Origin of the sequence: Novipirellula aureliae (assembly GCF_007860185.1) — a bacterium.
In the GTDB taxonomy this organism is placed as follows: Bacteria; Planctomycetota; Planctomycetia; order Pirellulales; family Pirellulaceae; genus Novipirellula_A; species Novipirellula_A aureliae.
Genome location: NZ_SJPY01000007.1, coordinates 26,320 through 45,814 on the forward strand (window position 1 = coordinate 26,320; position 19,495 = coordinate 45,814).

Genomic DNA, 19,495 nt, shown 5'->3' on the forward strand with positions numbered 1-19,495 from the left:
TCGCCCCAGGCAGGTTCGGATGAGTAAAGCGACGTTCGGTTCGCCATGGTCCTACTCCTTCCAAGCCCCGAAGGCAGCGAAGCGACTGTTTTTGTGCAGCAGTTCGACGTGGGCGAATCCAACGCGGCGAAGCAGGTCGAGCTGGTACGTCACTGGTCGCGGCGAATCCTCGCGGTCGATATATTCAAAGACTTTTTGGCGGTACTCGACGCCGCCGAGTCCCTCAAGATAATCGCCGTAGCGCGACCACATCAATTCGTGGACGGGCACGGTTTCTTGAACGACCAGATCGGTGATCCAGAACGATCCGCCGGGACGCAACACCGAGATGACCTTTTCAAACGCGGCTCGCCAATCCTCGTCGTCACGCATGTGGTGCAGCACCGTAGCGGCGAGCACGACGTCGTAGCTTTCCTTCGGTAGTGCTCTATGCAAGGACGATCCAATGTCTTAGCTCGTACGGCGTCGACAGATCCGGTGTTTTCTCGTCGTCACTAATGAAGTGATGCGACAGCCTGGTGCGTGGTGACATGAATTCGAGCCAAACTCTCGCCGCATTGCATCGGTCTGCTCGCAAGTTTGAGTTAGAATCAAGCATTGGCCGCCAACAAAACGACAGAAATCGTGGTGTTGGATGGCGGGATGCGTTTTTTTTAACCCCAAGACATTCACAAGCACCAAGATGCGGTCCTAAATGATATAATCGACATCTATCGTCAGACCGGTGACGGACGGAAACACGCCGATCCAGTCAGGGAAGCGACGAATCAGATCGGAAGGTTTATCGAACGCGAGTTAGAACAAGAATAGGAATAACCCCAATGCCAATTCGAGAACACGCAGATTGGACAGAAGCTATTGCGACTGCAGTGAAAGCAGCGAGAAATGATGAGCACAACAAGAAACAAAAGAACTACGATAGCCATGTGATCATCAACTTCTTAAATATGCACTACAACACAATCCTAAACGAAATCATCTACGACTATCGTCGGACCGGTGACGGACGGAAACACGCCGATCCAGTCAGGGAAGCGACGAATCAGATCGGAAGGTACATTAAGCGTCATTTAGGACAAGTTAGGATCGGAGTCCGGACTTCTTTCCGGAGGATCGATTTATCCGATGGCAGTAATCGAAACGGGGAATGTGAGTGCAGCATCTGGGAAATTTAATCTATGGACAAGCGGTGTGGACAAGGTCGCAGTGTCGAAGATAGCCAGCGAACCGTTGAATCATCTAAAGAAGTGAGGTCGATCCCGATTCCAAACCTTGGGTTCTTTCTAATGAGAAATACTCAATTCATTATATACGAGAAACGCGTGTATTCATTTACAGTACTCGCTCAGGTTGTAATAGTACGAGGTCGCGAATTTCGCGGGGTTGCTCCACTCTTATCCACCCCACCAGCCAAGCACCCACCAGATGATCTCGTCGTGAAAGGCGAGCGAAAGCACGTCACGCGACGCGGTCGGACGCGTAAATCCCACGACAGGTGATTCGGGGTCACGGATGGAAATAAGGACGTACGCCGACCGAACGACAATGCCGCGTTCTATTGTAGCGCGACCATGAACCTGGAACTCCATTATGTGATCTCAACACGAGTAGAAGGCGATAGCAATCAAAGAACCTGCGAAAAAACGTTCCTTACAGCTTAACTGACCCAGTTTAACGACGGATATGCAGATCAATCGCTTCATTCAACTTCTGGAGGACCAAATCGCGTAATTCCGCAGGCTCGACAACAGTAACCCTTCCCGACCAGCCCAATACCCACCAAACGATCTCGTCGAGACCGTCGACTGTAAATCTCAACGTAGCGGTCCCATTTGGATGCCGGGCAACCTGCTGCGTTTTATGCCACATCGTCTCCGTCACAAGTTCGGCCGCGTCAGCCTTGAAAAGCAGTTCGATGTCGTAGGTTTCGCCGCCGCGGAAGACACTCCACGCTTTGCCGAAGTATTCATCCAGATCGAACTCCTCGGGAACGTCGGCTTTGGCATCCAGCGACCGCACCGTCTGGAATCTCGTCACTCGGTATGTCTTCGGCCGCTCGCTCGCTGTTTTTCTCGCGATCAAATACCAGGCTTGCCCAGTCAAGCAGATCCTCAGCGGATGAAGTCGCAGCTCGATGGTTTTCTCTTGATAGGGGCTTTTGTATTGTCCAGTGATTTGCCTGCCTTCGATCAACGCCCACTGAATCGTTCTCAGTACCTCGTGGTGCTTGCTGTGGTCGGCAAGTTTTAGGTCGAGTGCCTCCATGATCCGCTGGGCGTCGGCAAGCATTTCGGCCACTTCGTCCTTCGACGCTGCGGCAAGTTTCTCCGTCGCGACGGCGCCCGCGCCGACATCTAGCCCCTTTGCTCTTCCGACCGTCGCCGCAGTTGCCTCGTCCAGCAATTCGTCACGAGTGAGCTGCAGCACCGGGAATTTGACGCCAGGCAGCACACGGATACAGCGAGCATCGCTATCGTAAAACCAAGGGACACCTGCCAACTCCAACGCATCTAACCGACGACGGATCGTCCTCGTGCTGCATTCTAGCTGTACCGCCAAGGAGTCGTAGTCCCACCGTCCACGCCCCAGTAGCAGTTGCAGCAGCCTCAGATGATCTGCAAGCCGCGCGGCCTGACGCAAACGACGCTCGGAGTCGGGGCGTTGATTCTTCATAGGAGTTTTCGTGCGAGCCGTCTTTTTCTTGACCATAACGAACTATACCAAACGTAAATAATCCTGGGGCGTGTCGCCCGGTTGGTGCTATCGTAGCACCTCGTATTTCCTAGCGGGGAGAGCAAAACCGTCACCTGGCGGTCTCTTTACTGTCGCGAATCCGCTGCTCCATATGCCCGTTGCAGAGGTAGAGACGCTCTTGCCTCCTTGTATGATACGCAACCCATATCGCGAATACCGTGCAGCATGGATCTCGGTAGTCTGGTTGCCAGAAATGGCAGCGGTTCGGTATCGTGGCTTCCTCGACGCAGTAAAATTTGCGCCAAGCCGTCCATTCCTCGCCCCGCTCACGTTGGCGTAAACGCTCGGCACGAATCCACTCGTTAAGTTGATCGCGAGAATACGAACGGCGAGGAGTGAAAACGGATTGGTTCTCCAACTGTTCCAGGCTGCGGAGAAATTCCTTTGGATCGTTTGAAGGATTTTGCATCAATTTGTGCCTCGGTGAGTGAAACTGAAGCAATTCTACGATCCGATTTGACAACAGTGGGTCAAAGGATTCTTGGCATTGCGGGGGCAACTTCTGGATCAGTTGCCTCAATTCTGTCGAACAGTTTCCGTATGATTTCTTCGTGACAGTTTGCGGGTGGGTAGCGACTTCTCACTACACCAACTTTCCGGTTTCCTGGCTGAGCATCCATTTACGATCAGCGAAATCGTAGTTTCCTTCGTTGCGAAACAGCATGATGCTCACGCCAGCAGGAATATGTTTAAGCATCTCTGGCTGGTCATCAACGTACAACGAGACTCCCATATCTTTGATGACTTCTGCCTTGCCATCGAACCGGTCGACTAACACAACTTCGTCGTAGCGAATGTTCCGTTCGGCCAAGTCATCTATCGCCTTCTGTCGACCCCGACGGTAAGTGATCACGATGACTCGCCCTGGCCAGGAATGTGTCCATGTAGAAAAAAACTCCGGTGCCTCGGTGATGCAGCCGTCAAGGTCAAGTCCAAGTGTCATGTTGGTTCTTTTCATGATTTCTCATTTTAGTTTGCTGCAGAGTTTCGATCAGCGTCTCGATTGTGCCGGATAGACTCATCGGTAACTGCGTGGATGAAAGGCAATGAACGGACGCGGCTCTACACGTTTGAATGGCCGGGCAAAACCCTTTCTATGACCAGATGCAACAGCATACACATTGGAACGCGTCTTGTGAAAGCGCATCGCTGAGGTCCCCAGGCAAAAGCCTACGGACAACTCATGACAAATGCGTGAGATGGAGAGTCCCGCACCGAACTGGACGGTTTTTCGCTTGGTTGACCCACTGCTGTCAAAACAGGTTCGTACTATTGGAATCGACGGTCCGGTTCACGGAGAAACGCAGGCCCCGCTAAAGAGAAAGCGGCTGATCCGCCGCCCGCACGCGTCCGGTTCTGCACTTAAGCATGGCCCACTCGGGCCTCGGGCCCGCAGTAAACATCCGCTGCCGCAGATGCCTTTCGTCGTGGCCAACGAATACGAGGTGTTGTTATCGCCCGAAAAGATCAGCGTTCTCGGGACCGGACCGTCAATTTTACCCTCAAACGAAACTTACGGAATGGAGAAATCAACATGCACACTTTCCAACTCACTCTCGTGCCACACGGTGGCGGAACCCCGATCACGGTCCAGATCCAGGCCTACTCCGATTTGGCAGCTCGCCGGATAGCAGAAGCCTCGTACCGCGGTTACATCGTACGGGCCATTCATATGGTCCACTGATGTCTTCCTTTCCCGAAATCCCCTCTCACGCCTAAGCAATCCCATGTCATCAGCTTCCCTGCAAACTCAGCTTCCGTACGGCACCGACGACCTTGATCCCAAAGTTGTTGTCCACCCAGACGATCGCGACCTCATTCGTTGTTACGTGCGAGGCTGCCAGCACTTTGTCAGACGGCCAACACGTTACCAGCGTGGCGATATATGCCCGGACCACGGTATCCGCTGCCACCATTCTCGCTACGGCTCGACGTATTCGTATGCGGACGTCCGACGAAACATTATTGCTTCGCCTGATTTGTTCGCCGAGAAGATCGTCGGGCATCCCTTCAAGTACGAGAGTCACCGACTGGGCGCGGAGAACTCTGAGGATGCGTTGAGCTGGAACGTCTTCCGGTCTCTTCAAGAAGCCGGACTGCTTGCCCATGTCGCCAAACTGATGATTGGCGAAGATCACCCTCAGGAGCCTGATCTGTACCTGTGGGGTATTCGTGTCAGCGACGATTCATTCGAGCCATGGGATCTCTTGATTGCGGCACGGGAACGATTCGAGAGCAACCTGCCGGTCGAGCGACCACTCACAGAACCGGACATCGCGCTGCATCTGCCAGGCAAGTACCTGGTGCTGATCGAAGCAAAATTCACCAGCCCAAATCCGTACTACGAACGCGGTCCCCGCAAGGACGCTCAGTCGTTGACGTTCGATGAGTTACTAGACATCTACTGGGACGCGTCATTGAGGAGTCTGGATCGTGCGAAGGCTCGCGAAGCAAATCGCATCTATTATCAGCTATGGCGAAATATGGTGTTTTCAGAATGGATGGCGGAGCTGGAAAGTCCAGACACCATGGCTTATCATGTCAACTTAGTTCGCGAAAGTCATGAATCACGCAGCGACTACGAGTTCTCTAAGCTGGTAACTGCGGCCTCGCCCGATATGTTCCGACGAGCAAACTGGGAAGGTGTTGCCCGTGCTATGCAAGACCATCCGTCGGAGCGTCAGTCACGATTTATCGAGTACATGCACAACAAGACGGCAAAACTAGCGAACGCGTTTGAGTTTCGTGCAAACAAAGAATGGGATCACTCACAATAAGCCATGCCCACACATTCAAATAGTCACGAGCTGAGAACACCGGAAGCAATGGACCGTTTCACCCGCTTGAAGCACCACGTCATCGTGGGCGAACAATTTCAACGAATCCGTCCCGCCGTCGTGGCCGGGCGGATTTTTGTTTTGACACCGATCGGCTCGTCATCCTCTGGCTCATCGGACCAAAACTTCATTCGGTAACGCCCGGTTTTCGCGTCACCGATTGGAGGATGGATCTCGTCCTGAAGCCCAATTCCGAAAATCTGCGAGCAAAACGGCAATGGAACGATTTCCCGAAAGTGATACCTCGGTTTGTTATTGATAGTCTAGTGAAGGAGGCTAACGAGCGAGGACTTTCCGGTCGCCCGAAGGACTGCTGGTACGATTCATCGGTATAGCCAGTTGTGTGGAGTACGTTTCTCAGTTCGCCTCGCGCATACAAGAAACCCAATAATTCGCAAGAAAAACCTCCGTGACAGATCGTCGCTATCGACACTTGTGGCAGGCAGAAAGTTGCCCCTCCCTCTTGAGATCTGGTAAATTTGATTTCGTCGGTCCCATCAAACTCCAACGCAAGATTTTGCATGGAGCCGAGCAATCGCAGCTACTAGACCCAACGACGCGTGTGCGTCGGCTGCTGTCCGGAAAATATCGCCATAGTTGAGCCTCACGGCTCGTGAAAGACAGGTTCATTGCTGATCGCCGCGCTCCCGCAAGGGAGCGTCGGCTGAGGTGCTGACTTGCCTACCTTTGGCGAGGCTTTCTGGGGACGCTCTTGGTTTGGCGTTCATTTTTTTGGATCACTGACCCAAGGGCTGTCAGAGCGTCCTTATACTTTGGTTTTCTCCTTGCCCCCTTTGTACCACTGTCCCAACAACCGCAAATTGGAAAGCTCGATGAAGACGTCACTTTGGGATTATGCAGTATCGCTGGAAGGTAACTCGGAGGCACTTTCAAAAGTTGCGAGGCTGTTAGGCTTTTTGATTGAAAGGAACTTTGAAGAAGTATATTTGGAAGTTGAAAATCGCGAATGGTATCTAAGAAAAATTGTTGATTCTGATTATGTCGATAACCTTAGACGGAACAAAGAGGGATTGCAGGCGTTTGCAGAGCGACTGCTAGTTGTTAAGTATCAACTGCGAGGTTTCTGTGCGGAATACGAGTTTGACCGCAACTGTAAAGTTGCTTCTCCGTACGACCCAGATCTGGATCAATGGCGCCATTGGATGGCAGTTGTTTTGGAGAAGAACCAAGTGCCGCACCGCAGTTCAGAATGGCAAGAGTCAACGAAGCTACTAGTCGAAGAATTGACTAATTTAAGATGCAGGCACACCGCAAATTTATTCGACGTTCTCTCTGAACAACGCGTACTGGGGGTTGAACAAGAACTGTGGAGAATGATTTGGAAGTCACTCTCATCTTGCCCTCCCAACACGAGATCCAGTCTAACTAGTATTTCGATAAATACTCAAAAAACGATGTCTAAGATGATGACAGAACATCTTGTAAAATGCGCTACAGATCTACTTGGCCTTATCGTGTGGTTCAAATGGATTTACTGGAGGCAGGCACGCCTAGATGCGATTCGTAATAGACAGACAAAGAAAGTCGAAGACTGTCTCAAATGGATTAAATCGTATGATAAGTTGCGAAAACAATATGACTACCCCGATTGGTTGTCAGGAAAAGGGCCCAACGGCGATGACTGGTTGCCAAGCATGCTACAAAAGATAGATGCATTAGAAGCTCAGCAGCGGTCCTGCTGATGGAATCTCACACTTAGATTGATCAGAAAACGAATGCACGCCCCCACAAAAAAAGAAAAATCCAATGGTGTTTGTCTTGGAAGGACGGAACGGTTACTTGAGAACAGCAGGTCAGCAATCTGTGAATATCTGCAATGCCGGTGCAAGACCTAGTGAGGGACAAGGACAATGTGACTTTATCATCTATTTACAGCACGGTTTCCATGTGACCGACGTTGAATGTGGGAATCGCCACACTATCGTTAATCTTGTTAGCTGGCTTGTTCACTACAAACAGGGACGAATTGCCAAACAACCGGACGGATTTGTATTGCTTGATCTGGAAGACGTTCGCCCGCCGCGCGGTGTTTTCATACCACCCCCAGTACCACCTGAGCCTCCACCACCGCAACAAGATGAGACATCCTGGATACAACGGGCCGTTGCGATTTGTGACGCGACGATCAATGAAGTCGTGGAGGATTTTCTCGAAGCACCTTACCTACACCGTGTTGAGCACTCAATACATTGCTTGCTTTTCACGGCGTTAGCGAACCATCGGCATTTCCAAGGTGAATACCAGTTACATGAAGGGAATCACACGCAGCTCATTCACAAAGAGTGGCCCGAGACGATTCCAAGACCAGAGAAAGCGAACCGTAGAGGGAACTTCGACCTAGCGATTTTGTCGCCCGCACGGGTGGCGAACGCAAGCTTGGGTCAATTTAAAGAAGGGCGAATAGTGCCGACGATATGCATCGAAGTAGGGCTTGACTACGACTGCTCACATCTCCAAGCGGACGCCGCAAAGCTTTCAAACAGCCTAAATCGAGCCGACATCAACCGTGGTTATCTAATTCACTTGGTTCGGGAGCAGAATGACGATCCTAGCACCAACTCCTTGCTCAATGCCCCAGGTCATGATCGAATATCAACAGTCTACGGTCGGGTTTTCGGCGATCAGCGTTTTTGCAAACTGATTTCTGACGCCAATCAATGATTGCAAAGCAGGAAACGATCACCAAAGGTGAAAGCAATTTGAGAATGAGTCCCCTATGAATAGTGACTCGCCAGCAATCGGCATCGACCTTGATGGTTGCATTGATGAAGCCCCTGAGTTTTTCGTCTGCTTACACAACATTGGCCGGGTGACGTATTCGTGATTACCTACCGCAATGACGCCGAGAAAGCCAAGCAGGATGTTGAGAGCTTCGGAATCCGATACACCGAAATCGTGTTGGTCAGCAGCTTTGAGCAAAAGGCCGTCGAGGTCGTCAACCGAAACATCAGCGTCTATTTTGACGACCAGGATGAGATGCTCATGGATATTTCCGAAGGCCGTGGCGTTTTCAAGATCCGCAACGGCGGCAACTTCTGCTTTGATAGCCGTCGTTGGCTATATTCACAGGAAACCGGGAAACAGATCTGTTAGTTTCAATGAATTCGGTCGTTTGTAGACGTTTGTAATTGTAGCATCCCACCGCATCTCGATTGGCCCAATTCGATGAAGTAAATCCGCAGGCACTTGGAATCGTTTAGAGTCTTTGCCTTGTCATGTAGTTTTTTCGCGGGTATGTATAGAACGTCCTGGATTATGATCTCGAAGGTTCTACAAGAACCTTCGTCGTCTATCACACTCCGTTTGTCGATCGGAAAATATTTGTCCTGGCTCTGATGATTTGAGTTGTATCGCTGTGAATTCGTCGGCCAGGAATCGGGCGAGAGAGAAATCCATGTCTAAAATTTGTTTTAGAATTGGCTGCCTAGCGAAACGAAAAGAGAACTGGCGACGATTGTCTTTCATTCAGTCTTGTTTAAGGCAAGTGCCCGCTCTAGCTGCTCGATGACCATGGCCCTCAACTCTGGTGGACTGATTACCTTGGCTCGGCCTGACCAACTGAGTACCCACCACACAATCTCATCCAGGCCGTCGATCGTGAATGTTAGCGTGACTCGTCCGTCTTGGTGTCGCTTAACTTTCTGGGTTTGGTGCCAGACCGTCTCGGTGACAAGTTCGGCTACCTCTGGCAGGAACTCGATTTCGACGTCGTAGGTTGTGTCGCCACGGAAAACGTTCCAAGCGTTTCCGAAGTAGCTGCTCAAATCGAAGTCATCGGGTACGACTGCGGGTTCGTCCAACATGTGGACTGACTGGATCCGCATGACTCGATACGTTTTAGGTTTCGGCTCTGGCTTTCCGTCTGTGGCCGCGATCAAATACCAGGCCTGACCACTGAGGCAAAGCCGATAGGGATGGAACGTGAAGTCGAACGATTGCTTCTTGTGGGACTGTAGTATTTGACGGATACCTGTTTTCCTTCGATGAGTGCCCATTGAATGGTCTTCAACGTGTCGTGATGTTTGAGTGGCGTGCACGTGATGGCATGGCGAATCTTAGGAAATAATCATTTCCTGTGTGCCATTTGATATTGTTGTGTTCTATAGCGATTCTTCTGTGAGGCAACTCCAGACGCGACAGACCCGTTCCCAATCGCTCCACGTAGAAGAACCGTAGTATCGCGCGATGCTGATCTTGTAATGCCTAGTATTTGGGAAAACAACCTCTCGCAAAGCCGGCCGCAAGATCGGGCTTGTGCCTACGGAATTTACGGAGAAACACCAAAATTACTGTGAAAAGACGAGAAAAATGATATGGTTTAATAGGAGTTGCAAAGCGGAAAAAAAACGCGTAACCTACTACCAGTACTGGGTTTCAAGTCGCAGCAAGCTTGAGTGAAATATCCGCCTACGGAACCGAAGGTTAGAGGTTCGAATCCTCTGGGGTGTACTTCTTCTTTATCATGACACGTGCTGTCATGCTCTGCTAAGTCTTGACTCTTTAAGGCTTTACGGCAGCCGCCACTTTGACCATCCTCAGCGGCTTCGTTTTCATCTTCTGCCATAGACTGCCCTGCTTTGCCATCTTGAGACACGGAGTTGCTGCTGTGGCGCTGCACTGTATCTTTGGCTTCGCTCTCTACTGGGGGTGCTTTCTCTTCCGCAATAATAATCATGGGTGCGGCCGTGAAGCTAGGTAGCTTGCCAACGGCGTCAACCTTCTCAGCCAAATCGGTGTGTGTGTAGACATTCATGGTGAGCCGGATATCGGAATGCCGGGCCAGAGTTTGAGTGAGCTTGGGAGCGACTCCGGCACGGGCGAGATTCGTGATGAACGTGTGGCGGTTTGCATGGAAGTCTGCGAAGAGACCGGACGAGCTCTCGTACTTCAGGTAGTCGGTCGCTTCCCGTCGCTCGCGTTCCTCGTCATCGTCGCCAGCTTCATCGATCCACGAATTCCTGGCCACCGCGAGGTCTCGCTTCATCATTTTGGATGTCTTGCGGTCGGTGCCACACGTTCCTTTTGTCAATGGGAATAGAAATAGGTCGTGGATTGGTACGCGAACAGACAACCATTCCCTCAGCTTATTTACGACTTCGGGATGCAAAACTTGTACATCCGTTTTGCGTCTTTTGCTGTATCTCGCGTCTACAGTGACCCGCGGTGGAGCACCATCAAGATCGAAAGAAGCAAGCGTCAAACTGGATATTTCGCCACGCCGGTACCCCGTCCATGCCGATAGAATGTACATCACCGCTCTATCGATCCCTGGTATCGATTCAACTCGGCTGCCGCCTTCAGCGGCAACAATCAGTCGCTGGAATTCGTCAACCGAAATAGCTCGGCGGTCGTGGCGGCGATCCGTGTCGACGTTCAACTTAGGTATGTCGGCGATCGGGTTGACTGGTATTAATGCTCGCTTTCGAAGCCACCGACAGAACTGGTGCATTGCCTGACGGTAGTGATTGCTGGTTTGCTTCGAGAGGCCCTTCTCACGGCGTTCAGCAAGGTAGTCCTCGACCTGCTGAGCTGCGATATCCGTGATACTGACAAAGTCACAGCCTTGAGTCGTTCGCTCAATGCGGCCCCGAAGATTCTCGATCTGGTTTTCGGAAACGTCCCGCTGGCGAAGATGTTTCAAGTACTTCTTTATCTGAATCGCAATGGCCAATTGATCTGAATCGGGTTTTGAATCCTTCAACCCCTCCCGCACCATTTTGGATTCTTCCTCCAATTGCAACGCCAGCTTTTCGGTAGCGGCCTTGTCGGTGAACCCCTTCCGTTGGCGCCGCTTCCCTGTTTCATCAAGGTAGCTGAAATGCCAGGCGGCACCACGCTTTCCCTTGTCGCTCGTTCGTTTATAAACACTCGCCATTTCGTTAAGTCTCCAGTTTTAAGATGGTTGGTAGTTCAATCATTTCGGTTTGGTGGGGTGCGGGCAACCTTTGGCGATCCAATTTCGGATCTCCGACAGCCGCCAACGGACGCTGCCGCCAAGAATGACGGGCTGCGGTAACTCGCCGGTGCTTTTCAATCGGTAGAGTGTTCGCTCCGAGACGGCAAGTAGCCGGGCCAACTCGCGGGCGTTGACTAATTCAGCAGCAGCGAAACCGTTTGCTTCCTCAGCTTGTCCCGCGACATTCGAAACAGCGACGTGACTACGATTCATCGTTACCACCTTCGCCTTCTTCCTTGCTGTGGAAGTAAATCCAGTGATGCGAAAGTTCGACGGCTTTGGCGACTAACAACAAGTCATCGCGACCAAATCGGGTCGACTCCTGCCACGAGTCGCCATTCTTGAAAATACGGCAAATAGTGACCGCATGGCGGATGCCGGCTTTGGTTGAGTTTCGCCATACGGAAGCTTTGATGTATCCCATTCGGATAACTTTGACTGGAGCTTTGCTCATGGGTGATCCCTTTTCGAAATGAAGCAGTTCTGAAAGCAGTAGGTAGGAACCAACAATATTCCCACCAAAAAAGTCAAAAACGGGGAGACCAACCAAGAACAATGATGTTCGATGGTTAGTCCCCCCAAAAAAGATCAGCGTTGCGCTGATCCCGAAACCCGTGGTAGACTCCTCCACAAGCTGCATGGTGGTCACCCTTCCTCATGCAACAAGTGAAAGAACCTCCCAGAAAACCTTTCGCTAAGAGAAAAACCTTCGGGGCCTACCTTACATGGCCAACCTTAGGAAAAACCTACTTCTTAGCGAGACAACCTTTGGGTATCTCGACTGGCGATTTCGGGAGCGACTTTAGTAGTCGCTCGGGAACAGCACAGTCGTATAGGATCGGTCGGCTTCAGTGATGATCCAGAAGCGAACGCCTTTACGGTCTTCAAAGACTGACAACAGTCTGAGTCCGTTGATTAAGACAAACTCGTTTTCAGTGGCGTCACTTTCACTGACCAGTCCCCAATCGCCGTCTTGATGTCTATCCAAAGCTTTCAAAACGTCGATTCTGTCCAATTGCCTTGCCACCGTTGCGGTGGCATAGACAATTCCGACAGGAACTTTTCTTTGAGGGTCAAATGCTAATTTCATTTGGCCCTCCTTTTTTTCCGGCCACTCTTTGGCCTTTTACCTTCGTCCATCGCATGCACCGGAGCCGCTTCATTTTCAAGAGCATCTCGATGCTCCCGAATCCAAGTCTGCGCAAGCTCCAGCACGTTCCCGAGCACAGGAATGTCGTGAGGGCGAAACGACTTGCTATCGCTCCAATCTCCATCTCGATCCTTGTACCCACGGGAAGTACTCACGGTAAACCAATTTTCTCCGCTTTCTTTGCGATTAATCCAAACTGAAGCGCGAACCGCACCCAGCCTAAATTCCTTGACGGGTTTGTTGTCTTTTTTTTCCATCATTCTCCTTTTGCTGTATTGTTGTGGCAGCGTGAAAACTCATTTTTTCAAGCCACCCATTTTCAAAGTAAAACATTATTCAACCTCGATTAACCAATCGGTTTAAGCGACGAATCGAAACGATTTGTCTTCGAGTCCGAACAATGGGAATCAGCAATCGCTAGTTTCCAATCTTCGCTCTCTTTTTTGCTCCTTACCGATTTACTATTTGGCTCTCCTTCCAAACACGAACGGAAAATTCTATTCGCGGGTTGATAAAACGTAACGCTTGCCGGTTGTTTATTTCAGCTCTTGGGCACAGAGCGGTTGAGGTTTGTAGAGTGCTATGTCTCTACGGGGTTAAAGGGTAGTGAGTCCGCGAATTGCACAGAGCAAACAAGCGGAACGAGTTCATTCATGACAATCACTCGAATCGGAGCCTTGCCAATCCGGTCGTAGCCGCGAAAGATTCGCATCACGGCATCCGCCCTGGTATGGGTCGCGGTAATCCAAGTGAACTCAAATGTTTTGTTCTTGATCCGTTCGCGGACGCTCGGCAACGAGACGAAGCGGAACACATCGTGCCTGAGCGTCTGTGCCGAACGCATGGGCAATGTGGAAAGGTGAGTATCAACGCGGGTGAACCCAAGGAAGTTCTTCTTCCGTGCCCGCGCATAAAAGCCTTGCGGCAAACCATGCGTCGGTTCCGCGATCCGAACTGCAAGTTCATCTCGCCTTAGTCGTTTAGCGGTTTTGTCGTATGCCGTGAAGAACAACAACTGGGCATAGACGCGAAGCTTCGCAGATTCTGCTAGTTCTTTGCCCTTGTTCTCGGGGAGTCCCAACTTGTGAACGGTGGAGGCCGACAACGCAAAGTAGGTCTTGCCGTGGTGCAGTGGTCGGGCCACCACGATTTTACGGCGAGTCAATGACCACATCGCTGATGACATTTCATTAGCCGTCCATTTACGCCGTAGTGGTGGTGTCACCCAAGTTTCCTTGGTGATGATTCCGTGATCCATGATCGAATCGAGCAACCATTTTTCAGTGGCGGTCATCGTGCCAAGGGAGGCCATTGGTTTGGAATTAGCAGACAATGTACCTGCCCTCCTTTTGGTTGATCTGCTGAAGCCAATCAAGGACTCGGCTGGTCGTCATCGCGGCGGGTGCGACGTAGAATCGTGGACTGTCCGGGAAGCCCGCGACCTTTGCCACTGCCGACTTTTGCTTCCGCGTCGGCCAAGCCGTTTGCCAGTCCATCGGATCGTGGCTGATCGTAAAGTTCGTAAACGCCTTACTCAATCGAAGCTGTCGATAAAGCATCTCGCCACTAAGTGAAGCGATGGACGGTTTACCTGCTAGCCCTGACAAGGTCCGCGATGCGAAAACATACTCGGTGGGGCGGGTCGCTAGTTTTCCACTATCCCGAATAATCGATGAAATGGATTGAACCATTTCGTCGATCGGCTTAGTCGATTTAATCATGATCGTTCGCCCGTGTAGTGGCGGGAGATTGGCGTAGCCAACATGCATCAGCTTGTTGCGGCGAAGTCGCTTGAGTTCAGCCCGAATCGCAGTGGACTCGTAGCCGACTTGACGCAGGATTCGCTCTAGGTCGGCAGTCGCCAGCACTGGAACTTGGCGTGCGATGATGCTGACGGAAGTCGTTTGAAGCGGATTTGAATAAGTCATTGGTGGATACCTCAAAACCGGTTGATTAAACGAATAAATCGGCCAGATCATCGGTGTCGTTATCGATGGGGCGATCTGGTTTCGCTTTCTTCGCTTTAATGGCAATCGTAGGTAACGAGAGTTCTTCGACCATCATCATGCCCGGTAAATCGGTGGGCCAAACAAAGTCACGGCGACGCTCGTATTCTTTTCCCGAGATATGGAACTGGTTACGAACCACGAACGGCACGCCGCGATATTTGGAATATCCATCACGAACACCGGTGATTTTGGTAACGCTTAAAAACGGATCGTCCGAAATTTGCTGCAAGTCGGTGATGGTGATCCGCGGAGCATCGCGTAACGAGCGTTGAACCGATGTACCGTTGCGTGATTGAGTTTCCGATTTATGCACTTCTTTATGCGTCCCGAAGAGCTTACCAACCATTTCGAGGTCGTTGACTGAAGTAACCGAGAGCCATTGGCGTATGGCACAGTTCGTTTCGATGGCGTTAATCAGCCGATCGCCTTTGGCTCGAAGGTCACCGATGCTCTGATTGGCAATAATTAGGTTAATGTCGTGGCTACGAGCCAACTGGAATGTGTTATCGAGACTTTCGGACATCATCCGCTGAAACTCATCGATGATGACTTGAACCTTTTTGTCCCGTTTGGCGGACTTCGCTGCGATGAGCAAGAACTTTGTCACCAACCGTGCGATTGCTGGCGCTAGTACAGGCGACGTCGTTGACGGTAAGTGGAAATAGTAGATGCCCGGCGTTTGAAACGCTTCGGCAAGGTTGATTCGATTTTCGATCGCGGCCTTATTAGCGACACGGGCAGCGGTTGCGTTCAAGACATTGCAAGACGCAAGCTTTTGCAGCAGTTGGGCGACATGAGTGTATTCCGTTCGCCGCATCTGGCCGATGGCACTGGATGAGGTTCCCGCGAGATCACAGAGGGTCTCGTATAACTCCGCGAACGATTCAGCTGAGGGGTTGGCGTTAAAGCAAGCTTGGATAACGTCGGCGTTAATAGCCGAAAAGTGACCGCGTCCGAAATCAGCCCCGTAGTACAGGCCGAGCGTTTCGCAGACCACCGATGTACGATCTGCTATGGAAAACCGCTTCCATCCATCAGTGATCAACGGGTTGAAGACATGAGATAGATCGCCCTGTTCGGTGGTGAATACCTTGATCGGCACATCGATGCCCGTTTCGCTTTTCATCCGGTCTCGAGTCGCATAGCACGAGGCCAACTGTTCGAGCTTGTCCGCCTTCAAGTCGATGATGAACAGGCTCATGTCACCAAACCCGATCGTTTGCTCGATAATGGGAGCGAGGCGCAGGGCCGTCTTTCCACTGCCGGTACTGCCGAGAATATGAGCGTGTTCCGAAAATAGCGATCGATGGATCAAGATCGGCGAAGAATCGACTTCGACTGCGCCCCAAAAATAGGATTCCTTTTCGTTGGCATTGCCAGATCTGCGAAGCTTATCGACGGTAGCTTGATACGGTATTTTTCCAGTTGGGAAGTGTACCGCTCGGGCGGTGAATGCGACCGCGACCGCTAGGCTTGCAACTGCGAGCAATATGGATGCAGCGGCGGTGGCGAGAATGCGAATCAGCTCTATTGAATGATCCCCAAGACAGACAGATACGGACGCCATAGCAACAATCAGCAACGCCACACTGATAGGGCGAAGCAACTGATTGGGGGCCGTAGTTTTGATCAGTCCCGGCGCGGTTTCGTCGGCATTGGGATACGCGAAGTATCCATTGACCGTGGCAGCGATGAAACTGAGCGGCCGGTTGGAGCGGATAGCGGCCTTCGAGTACGCGATACCCAAGATAAGGAATGACAGGACAAATGTCGCTGGCAATCGTGCTTCGGTCAAAAGCATCAAACAAAATCCAATCGAACTGATCGTGACAAGAAGGAATAGGTTGCTCAGTTCGGTGTCGCGTTGCTTGGCAGATCGTTCTGCGTCTTGGTGAACGACCTTTTCATCGAGCGTCGTGTAGTGGATCGCTATTTCGATAACGTTCCAAACGAACAGCCCCATCAGGAATGCTGCAAATGCCTTTTCCGCGTGGGGTGCAGCGATGGTCAAAGTGGTCGCACACAAAGAACCGCAAAAGATGGCACTGCCAAGAACAAACGAGTACAGCGGAGTTTCTCGTAGCAGCCCTCTGAATACAAGGAACGCGAAAAACAGGATCACGGATAAACGTTGGTACTTTCCAATTTGTAAGGCCAACTCGGAATTGTGATGGGCAAGTAATACAACCAACATCGCCAAACCTGAGACGGCGGCGATATACATACCGAGCAACACTATTTGCTCGATCGGCGGATTTGGGACCGGATTCGCGGGAAATGCGATCGACATTGGCTCACTCGGCACTGAATTGTGGTCAATCGGATTATCAAGTTTGATGGGATCAACAGACATGGCGTTACAAAGCTCCAAGGTACGCGGAAAGGGAAGAAACAACGGTGACGCTGAAACGAATGCCCTTGGGCCAAGTCCGTTTGACAATTTCGGCCTCGATCAACTTCTTCTTGGTTGGCGTTGCGGTCACGACAACCAACATCAAATTCGATTTAGCAATCAGCTTGGAATAAGCAGAATGCGATTGGCGTTTTCGAACATCGTCACCTAGCTTTTTGGCGACGTGACTTGGTGCACCGCCTAAGTCAATTCGGACCAAGCGAATAGGACAGTCGGGGTTCCCAAGTTCGACTAAGTGAGGCATCGCACGGTGTTGTGTGGTCGCACCAGCAATCAGTGTGTTGATTTCTTTATCCACCAAAAGCCGAAGGCGTGGCTTCGTTGTTACGATGTAGTCGAGCATCGCAATGCGAGTTGCAAGCGACTGTGGCCCCAGCGGTCGGCTGCGGCTAACTGGCAATCCAAAAGCCCGAATGTGGGCTTGACGTTTCGTCGAGTTCCTTCAACCGTGCTGGCGTGGGGAGCTGTGAACCTAGTGATGGGTCACACCGAGTAAGACTTTCTCGGGGACTGGGCTAAAAACCCGGCCGTGAATAGCTCAACCATGAAAGGCCTAACCGAATAGGTGGTGAAAGGCTTGCTAGTGAGTTGCATGGGAGACGGTGCCGAACTGTGACACCGCTTCTTTGGAAGCGTCAGCAGGATGCTGACTCGAAGGGTACCCCAATCTTCTGCGTTCGTAGGGGGAAATCGATCGAAGTGATTTTCGATCGGAAACTATGGCGTGCCGGAAGGCCGCACATACCAGAGAGGCTCGAGGGATAAAACCTTCTAGCGACGTGAACCATGTGACGAAGTTTATCGGATAACGCCGGAGTCTCTGCGGTTGCCGGAAGTAGCGATTCGGTGCCAAGCCTTGTCAGCTTGGTGATTCAAATGCCGTAGAGAGGGAGTGTGGTCTAAGTAGAATTTCCCGGAAGGGAAGCAGTGGTCATGCCGAAGGGTATGACAGTGATGTTTCACTGCACGGCTGGCAGTCGTGACCTGTTCATGGTGACCCGAGGGTGATGCCTTGGCGAGTGAAGACGAAAGGACTGAGGAGCATTTTTTTCGAAAGAAAGCTCCAATCGTTTGATGTGCGGCTGCTGGTGGCCTTGGTTGCGATCTTTGTGGTGTAATCAGGCCGTTGGCAGTTGATCCTTGGTTGGCAGCAGTTGTGGTCTTAGGTGACCGTTCCGGGAGGAGCGATCACTTGATACAGCAGTTGTGACGACGAACACCCTCCTTGCGTCTTGCGTTTGAGGTGGGGTTCGTCGAAAGGTTTTGAGCGAAGGTGCTATGGATTGCGCGAATGCACATAGGAATGCAGTGCAATAAAAAATATCAGTCGAGACCATTTGTACGGTTTCCTGCTGTTTTTGTCGCCTTAGCAATCTGTCGCTGCCATCAAGGTTTTGGGCTTTGGACGTTGAGCCTTACTTTTCAACGTCCCATTTATTTACTGCTCCGAAACGCGGAGCCAAGCGAAAGGAGACCCATGCCGACGAAATCGAAATACCGTTGTGTTGCCCAGTCCACCGAAGCAGTGGTGCAACTGATTGCCGCCAGCTATCTGCGTCATGGCTATTACTGGTACGTCACCGGCCAGATTCCCGAGCGTAAGAATCCCGAGTCGATTGACGTGAAACTAATCGACAAGTACGGGATCGACATCAGCACTTGGCAGAGAAGCCAACGAAGGAAGCAAGGTGTCGCCAATGCTCAATACCTGCGTCACGGTCGCTGGTTCATCTTGATGCTGACGGCGGGCCATCATGCTTTGCGGCAGCCGTCAAGTAAAGGTGGGGAAGGGGAACGGGTCATGGATTGCCGTCGCGTTCCAATTCGATTCGCGGGCTATTCGATCTCGTATCGTAAAAGCGGAGTCGCAGAAACGGGCGGTGGGCCGCCCAAGTGGCACGCTCATGTCCGCATCGACGCACCGACCTACGCCCAACTAAAGGCGCACTTTGAAGGCTTAGCCACTCATCGAACCGCCGACACTTTGGCGGCTGAGTTCACACGCTTGCCGTTTGCACGGTATGCACCGATCCGAAGGCAACTATTGAATTTACTACGATTGGTCAACGGGCGGCGCAAGCCCCATGGCTACGAAACGCTGCCGTATTCGGTCTTGAATCTACGTCGAGTTCCGGTTTCGGTGTACGAGGAACCGGTTGTCCAAGCGGACGAGGGTTCCACCGGCGAGGTGAATGGCTTTAGCAGAAACCACGGGCGAAGCTAGCTGTGGGGAAAAATTGAAAAAGTAGATCTCCTATATCGCCTATTTAATTGTGCCCCGTCCCGGTCGACTCCACCCACGGAGTTTGCTTCCCTATTCCATTACGGTATAATTCGTGGGCATGTAAAGTTCAC

Annotated in this window: 21 protein-coding genes; 7 read left to right on the forward strand and 14 right to left on the reverse strand. The window is 51.5% G+C overall.

Annotated features, from left to right (window positions below; translation table 11 throughout):
* Positions 1-51: 51 nt before the first annotated feature.
* The gene (locus tag Q31b_RS20215; protein WP_231617725.1) at positions 52-435 is read right to left on the reverse strand and encodes a class I SAM-dependent methyltransferase; all 384 of its coding nucleotides are present in this window, start codon (positions 433-435) and stop codon (positions 52-54) included.
* Positions 436-821: 386 nt separating this feature from the next.
* Here Q31b_RS20215 and Q31b_RS20220 point away from each other — a divergent pair, with 386 nt between their 5' ends.
* Entirely contained in the window at positions 822-1,175 is a 354-nt protein-coding gene (locus Q31b_RS20220) for a hypothetical protein (protein ID WP_146601483.1), read from the forward strand.
* 496 nt (positions 1,176-1,671) lie between these two features.
* Here the strand turns inward: Q31b_RS20220 and Q31b_RS20225 are convergent, their stop codons facing one another.
* From Q31b_RS20225 to Q31b_RS20235, 3 genes are all read right to left on the reverse strand, one after another.
* Positions 1,672-2,673: a helix-turn-helix transcriptional regulator gene (locus tag Q31b_RS20225; RefSeq protein ID WP_197171924.1), complete on the reverse strand. Its 1,002-nt coding sequence runs from the start codon at positions 2,671-2,673 to the stop codon at positions 1,672-1,674.
* Between the two features lie 130 nt (positions 2,674-2,803).
* The gene (locus Q31b_RS20230; RefSeq protein ID WP_146601485.1) at positions 2,804-3,163 is read right to left on the reverse strand and encodes a hypothetical protein; all 360 of its coding nucleotides are present in this window, start codon (positions 3,161-3,163) and stop codon (positions 2,804-2,806) included.
* Between the two features lie 174 nt (positions 3,164-3,337).
* A complete protein-coding gene (locus Q31b_RS20235; protein ID WP_146601486.1) occupies positions 3,338-3,712 on the reverse strand; it encodes a hypothetical protein in 375 nt (124 codons plus the stop codon).
* A gap of 576 nt (positions 3,713-4,288) precedes the next feature.
* On the opposite strand from Q31b_RS20235, the gene Q31b_RS28505 reads away from it, so the two are divergent.
* The 5 genes from Q31b_RS28505 (at position 4,289) to Q31b_RS20255 (ending at position 8,705) form a co-directional block, all read left to right on the forward strand.
* Positions 4,289-4,438 (forward strand): hypothetical protein, encoded by a 150-nt coding sequence (locus Q31b_RS28505; RefSeq protein WP_197171927.1) that lies wholly within the window; start codon positions 4,289-4,291, stop codon positions 4,436-4,438.
* Between the two features lie 43 nt (positions 4,439-4,481).
* A complete protein-coding gene (locus Q31b_RS20240; protein WP_146601487.1) occupies positions 4,482-5,531 on the forward strand; it encodes a PGN_0703 family putative restriction endonuclease in 1,050 nt (349 codons plus the stop codon).
* Between the two features lie 893 nt (positions 5,532-6,424).
* Entirely contained in the window at positions 6,425-7,294 is an 870-nt protein-coding gene (locus tag Q31b_RS20245; RefSeq protein WP_146601488.1) for a hypothetical protein, read from the forward strand.
* A gap of 64 nt (positions 7,295-7,358) precedes the next feature.
* Positions 7,359-8,273, forward strand: coding sequence for a hypothetical protein (locus tag Q31b_RS20250; RefSeq protein ID WP_146601489.1), 915 nt, complete (start codon positions 7,359-7,361; stop codon positions 8,271-8,273).
* Positions 8,274-8,432: 159 nt separating this feature from the next.
* Positions 8,433-8,705, forward strand: coding sequence for a hypothetical protein (locus Q31b_RS20255; RefSeq protein WP_146601490.1), 273 nt, complete (start codon positions 8,433-8,435; stop codon positions 8,703-8,705).
* A gap of 368 nt (positions 8,706-9,073) precedes the next feature.
* Here the strand turns inward: Q31b_RS20255 and Q31b_RS20265 are convergent, their stop codons facing one another.
* From Q31b_RS20265 to Q31b_RS20310, 10 genes are all read right to left on the reverse strand, one after another.
* Entirely contained in the window at positions 9,074-9,607 is a 534-nt protein-coding gene (locus Q31b_RS20265) for a WYL domain-containing protein (protein ID WP_146601491.1), read from the reverse strand.
* Positions 9,608-9,930: 323 nt separating this feature from the next.
* Entirely contained in the window at positions 9,931-11,487 is a 1,557-nt protein-coding gene (locus Q31b_RS20270) for a tyrosine-type recombinase/integrase (RefSeq protein ID WP_146601492.1), read from the reverse strand.
* A 39-nt stretch (positions 11,488-11,526) separates the two neighbouring features.
* Positions 11,527-11,781 (reverse strand): helix-turn-helix transcriptional regulator, encoded by a 255-nt coding sequence (locus Q31b_RS20275; RefSeq protein ID WP_146601493.1) that lies wholly within the window; start codon positions 11,779-11,781, stop codon positions 11,527-11,529.
* Complete coding sequence (locus Q31b_RS20280) at positions 11,771-12,022, reverse strand: hypothetical protein (protein WP_146601494.1); 252 nt, start codon at positions 12,020-12,022, stop codon at positions 11,771-11,773. The genes Q31b_RS20275 and Q31b_RS20280 overlap by 11 nt, the downstream gene beginning before the upstream one ends.
* Before the next feature lie 348 nt (positions 12,023-12,370).
* The gene (locus Q31b_RS20285; RefSeq protein ID WP_146601495.1) at positions 12,371-12,658 is read right to left on the reverse strand and encodes a hypothetical protein; all 288 of its coding nucleotides are present in this window, start codon (positions 12,656-12,658) and stop codon (positions 12,371-12,373) included.
* Positions 12,655-12,978, reverse strand: a complete 324-nt coding sequence (locus tag Q31b_RS20290) for a hypothetical protein (protein WP_146601496.1) — start codon at positions 12,976-12,978, stop codon at positions 12,655-12,657. Before Q31b_RS20290 ends, Q31b_RS20285 begins: the two co-directional genes overlap by 4 nt.
* A gap of 320 nt (positions 12,979-13,298) precedes the next feature.
* Positions 13,299-14,012 carry a hypothetical protein gene (locus Q31b_RS20295; protein ID WP_146601497.1) on the reverse strand — a complete coding sequence of 238 codons (714 nt, stop codon included), beginning with the start codon at positions 14,010-14,012 and terminating at the stop codon, positions 13,299-13,301.
* Positions 14,013-14,040: 28 nt separating this feature from the next.
* The gene (locus Q31b_RS20300; RefSeq protein WP_146601498.1) at positions 14,041-14,646 is read right to left on the reverse strand and encodes a hypothetical protein; all 606 of its coding nucleotides are present in this window, start codon (positions 14,644-14,646) and stop codon (positions 14,041-14,043) included.
* 25 nt (positions 14,647-14,671) lie between these two features.
* A complete protein-coding gene (locus Q31b_RS20305; RefSeq protein ID WP_146601499.1) occupies positions 14,672-17,080 on the reverse strand; it encodes a type IV secretory system conjugative DNA transfer family protein in 2,409 nt (802 codons plus the stop codon).
* 4 nt (positions 17,081-17,084) lie between these two features.
* Complete coding sequence (locus tag Q31b_RS20310) at positions 17,085-17,540, reverse strand: hypothetical protein (protein ID WP_146601500.1); 456 nt, start codon at positions 17,538-17,540, stop codon at positions 17,085-17,087.
* Positions 17,541-18,617: 1,077 nt separating this feature from the next.
* On the opposite strand from Q31b_RS20310, the gene Q31b_RS20315 reads away from it, so the two are divergent.
* Positions 18,618-19,364: a hypothetical protein gene (locus tag Q31b_RS20315; protein ID WP_146601501.1), complete on the forward strand. Its 747-nt coding sequence runs from the start codon at positions 18,618-18,620 to the stop codon at positions 19,362-19,364.
* Positions 19,365-19,495 lie beyond the last annotated feature (131 nt).

Coding starts and splice junctions, on each gene's coding strand:
- Q31b_RS20225 (WP_197171924.1), bottom strand. CDS start 2,673: ATGAAGAATCAACGCCCCGACTCCGAGCGTCGTTTGCGTCAGGCCGCG.
- Q31b_RS20270 (WP_146601492.1), bottom strand. CDS start 11,487: ATGGCGAGTGTTTATAAACGAACGAGCGACAAGGGAAAGCGTGGTGCC.
- Q31b_RS20275 (WP_146601493.1), bottom strand. CDS start 11,781: ATGAATCGTAGTCACGTCGCTGTTTCGAATGTCGCGGGACAAGCTGAG.
- Q31b_RS20230 (WP_146601485.1), bottom strand. CDS start 3,163: ATGCAAAATCCTTCAAACGATCCAAAGGAATTTCTCCGCAGCCTGGAA.
- Q31b_RS20235 (WP_146601486.1), bottom strand. CDS start 3,712: ATGAAAAGAACCAACATGACACTTGGACTTGACCTTGACGGCTGCATC.
- Q31b_RS20280 (WP_146601494.1), bottom strand. CDS start 12,022: ATGAGCAAAGCTCCAGTCAAAGTTATCCGAATGGGATACATCAAAGCT.
- Q31b_RS20220 (WP_146601483.1), top strand. CDS start 822: ATGCCAATTCGAGAACACGCAGATTGGACAGAAGCTATTGCGACTGCA.
- Q31b_RS20285 (WP_146601495.1), bottom strand. CDS start 12,658: ATGAAATTAGCATTTGACCCTCAAAGAAAAGTTCCTGTCGGAATTGTC.
- Q31b_RS20295 (WP_146601497.1), bottom strand. CDS start 14,012: ATGACCGCCACTGAAAAATGGTTGCTCGATTCGATCATGGATCACGGA.
- Q31b_RS20300 (WP_146601498.1), bottom strand. CDS start 14,646: ATGACTTATTCAAATCCGCTTCAAACGACTTCCGTCAGCATCATCGCA.
- Q31b_RS20315 (WP_146601501.1), top strand. CDS start 18,618: ATGCCGACGAAATCGAAATACCGTTGTGTTGCCCAGTCCACCGAAGCA.
- Q31b_RS20240 (WP_146601487.1), top strand. CDS start 4,482: ATGTCATCAGCTTCCCTGCAAACTCAGCTTCCGTACGGCACCGACGAC.
- Q31b_RS20290 (WP_146601496.1), bottom strand. CDS start 12,978: ATGATGGAAAAAAAAGACAACAAACCCGTCAAGGAATTTAGGCTGGGT.
- Q31b_RS20250 (WP_146601489.1), top strand. CDS start 7,359: ATGGTGTTTGTCTTGGAAGGACGGAACGGTTACTTGAGAACAGCAGGT.
- Q31b_RS28505 (WP_197171927.1), top strand. CDS start 4,289: ATGCACACTTTCCAACTCACTCTCGTGCCACACGGTGGCGGAACCCCG.
- Q31b_RS20265 (WP_146601491.1), bottom strand. CDS start 9,607: ATGGGCACTCATCGAAGGAAAACAGGTATCCGTCAAATACTACAGTCC.
- Q31b_RS20305 (WP_146601499.1), bottom strand. CDS start 17,080: ATGTCTGTTGATCCCATCAAACTTGATAATCCGATTGACCACAATTCA.
- Q31b_RS20245 (WP_146601488.1), top strand. CDS start 6,425: ATGAAGACGTCACTTTGGGATTATGCAGTATCGCTGGAAGGTAACTCG.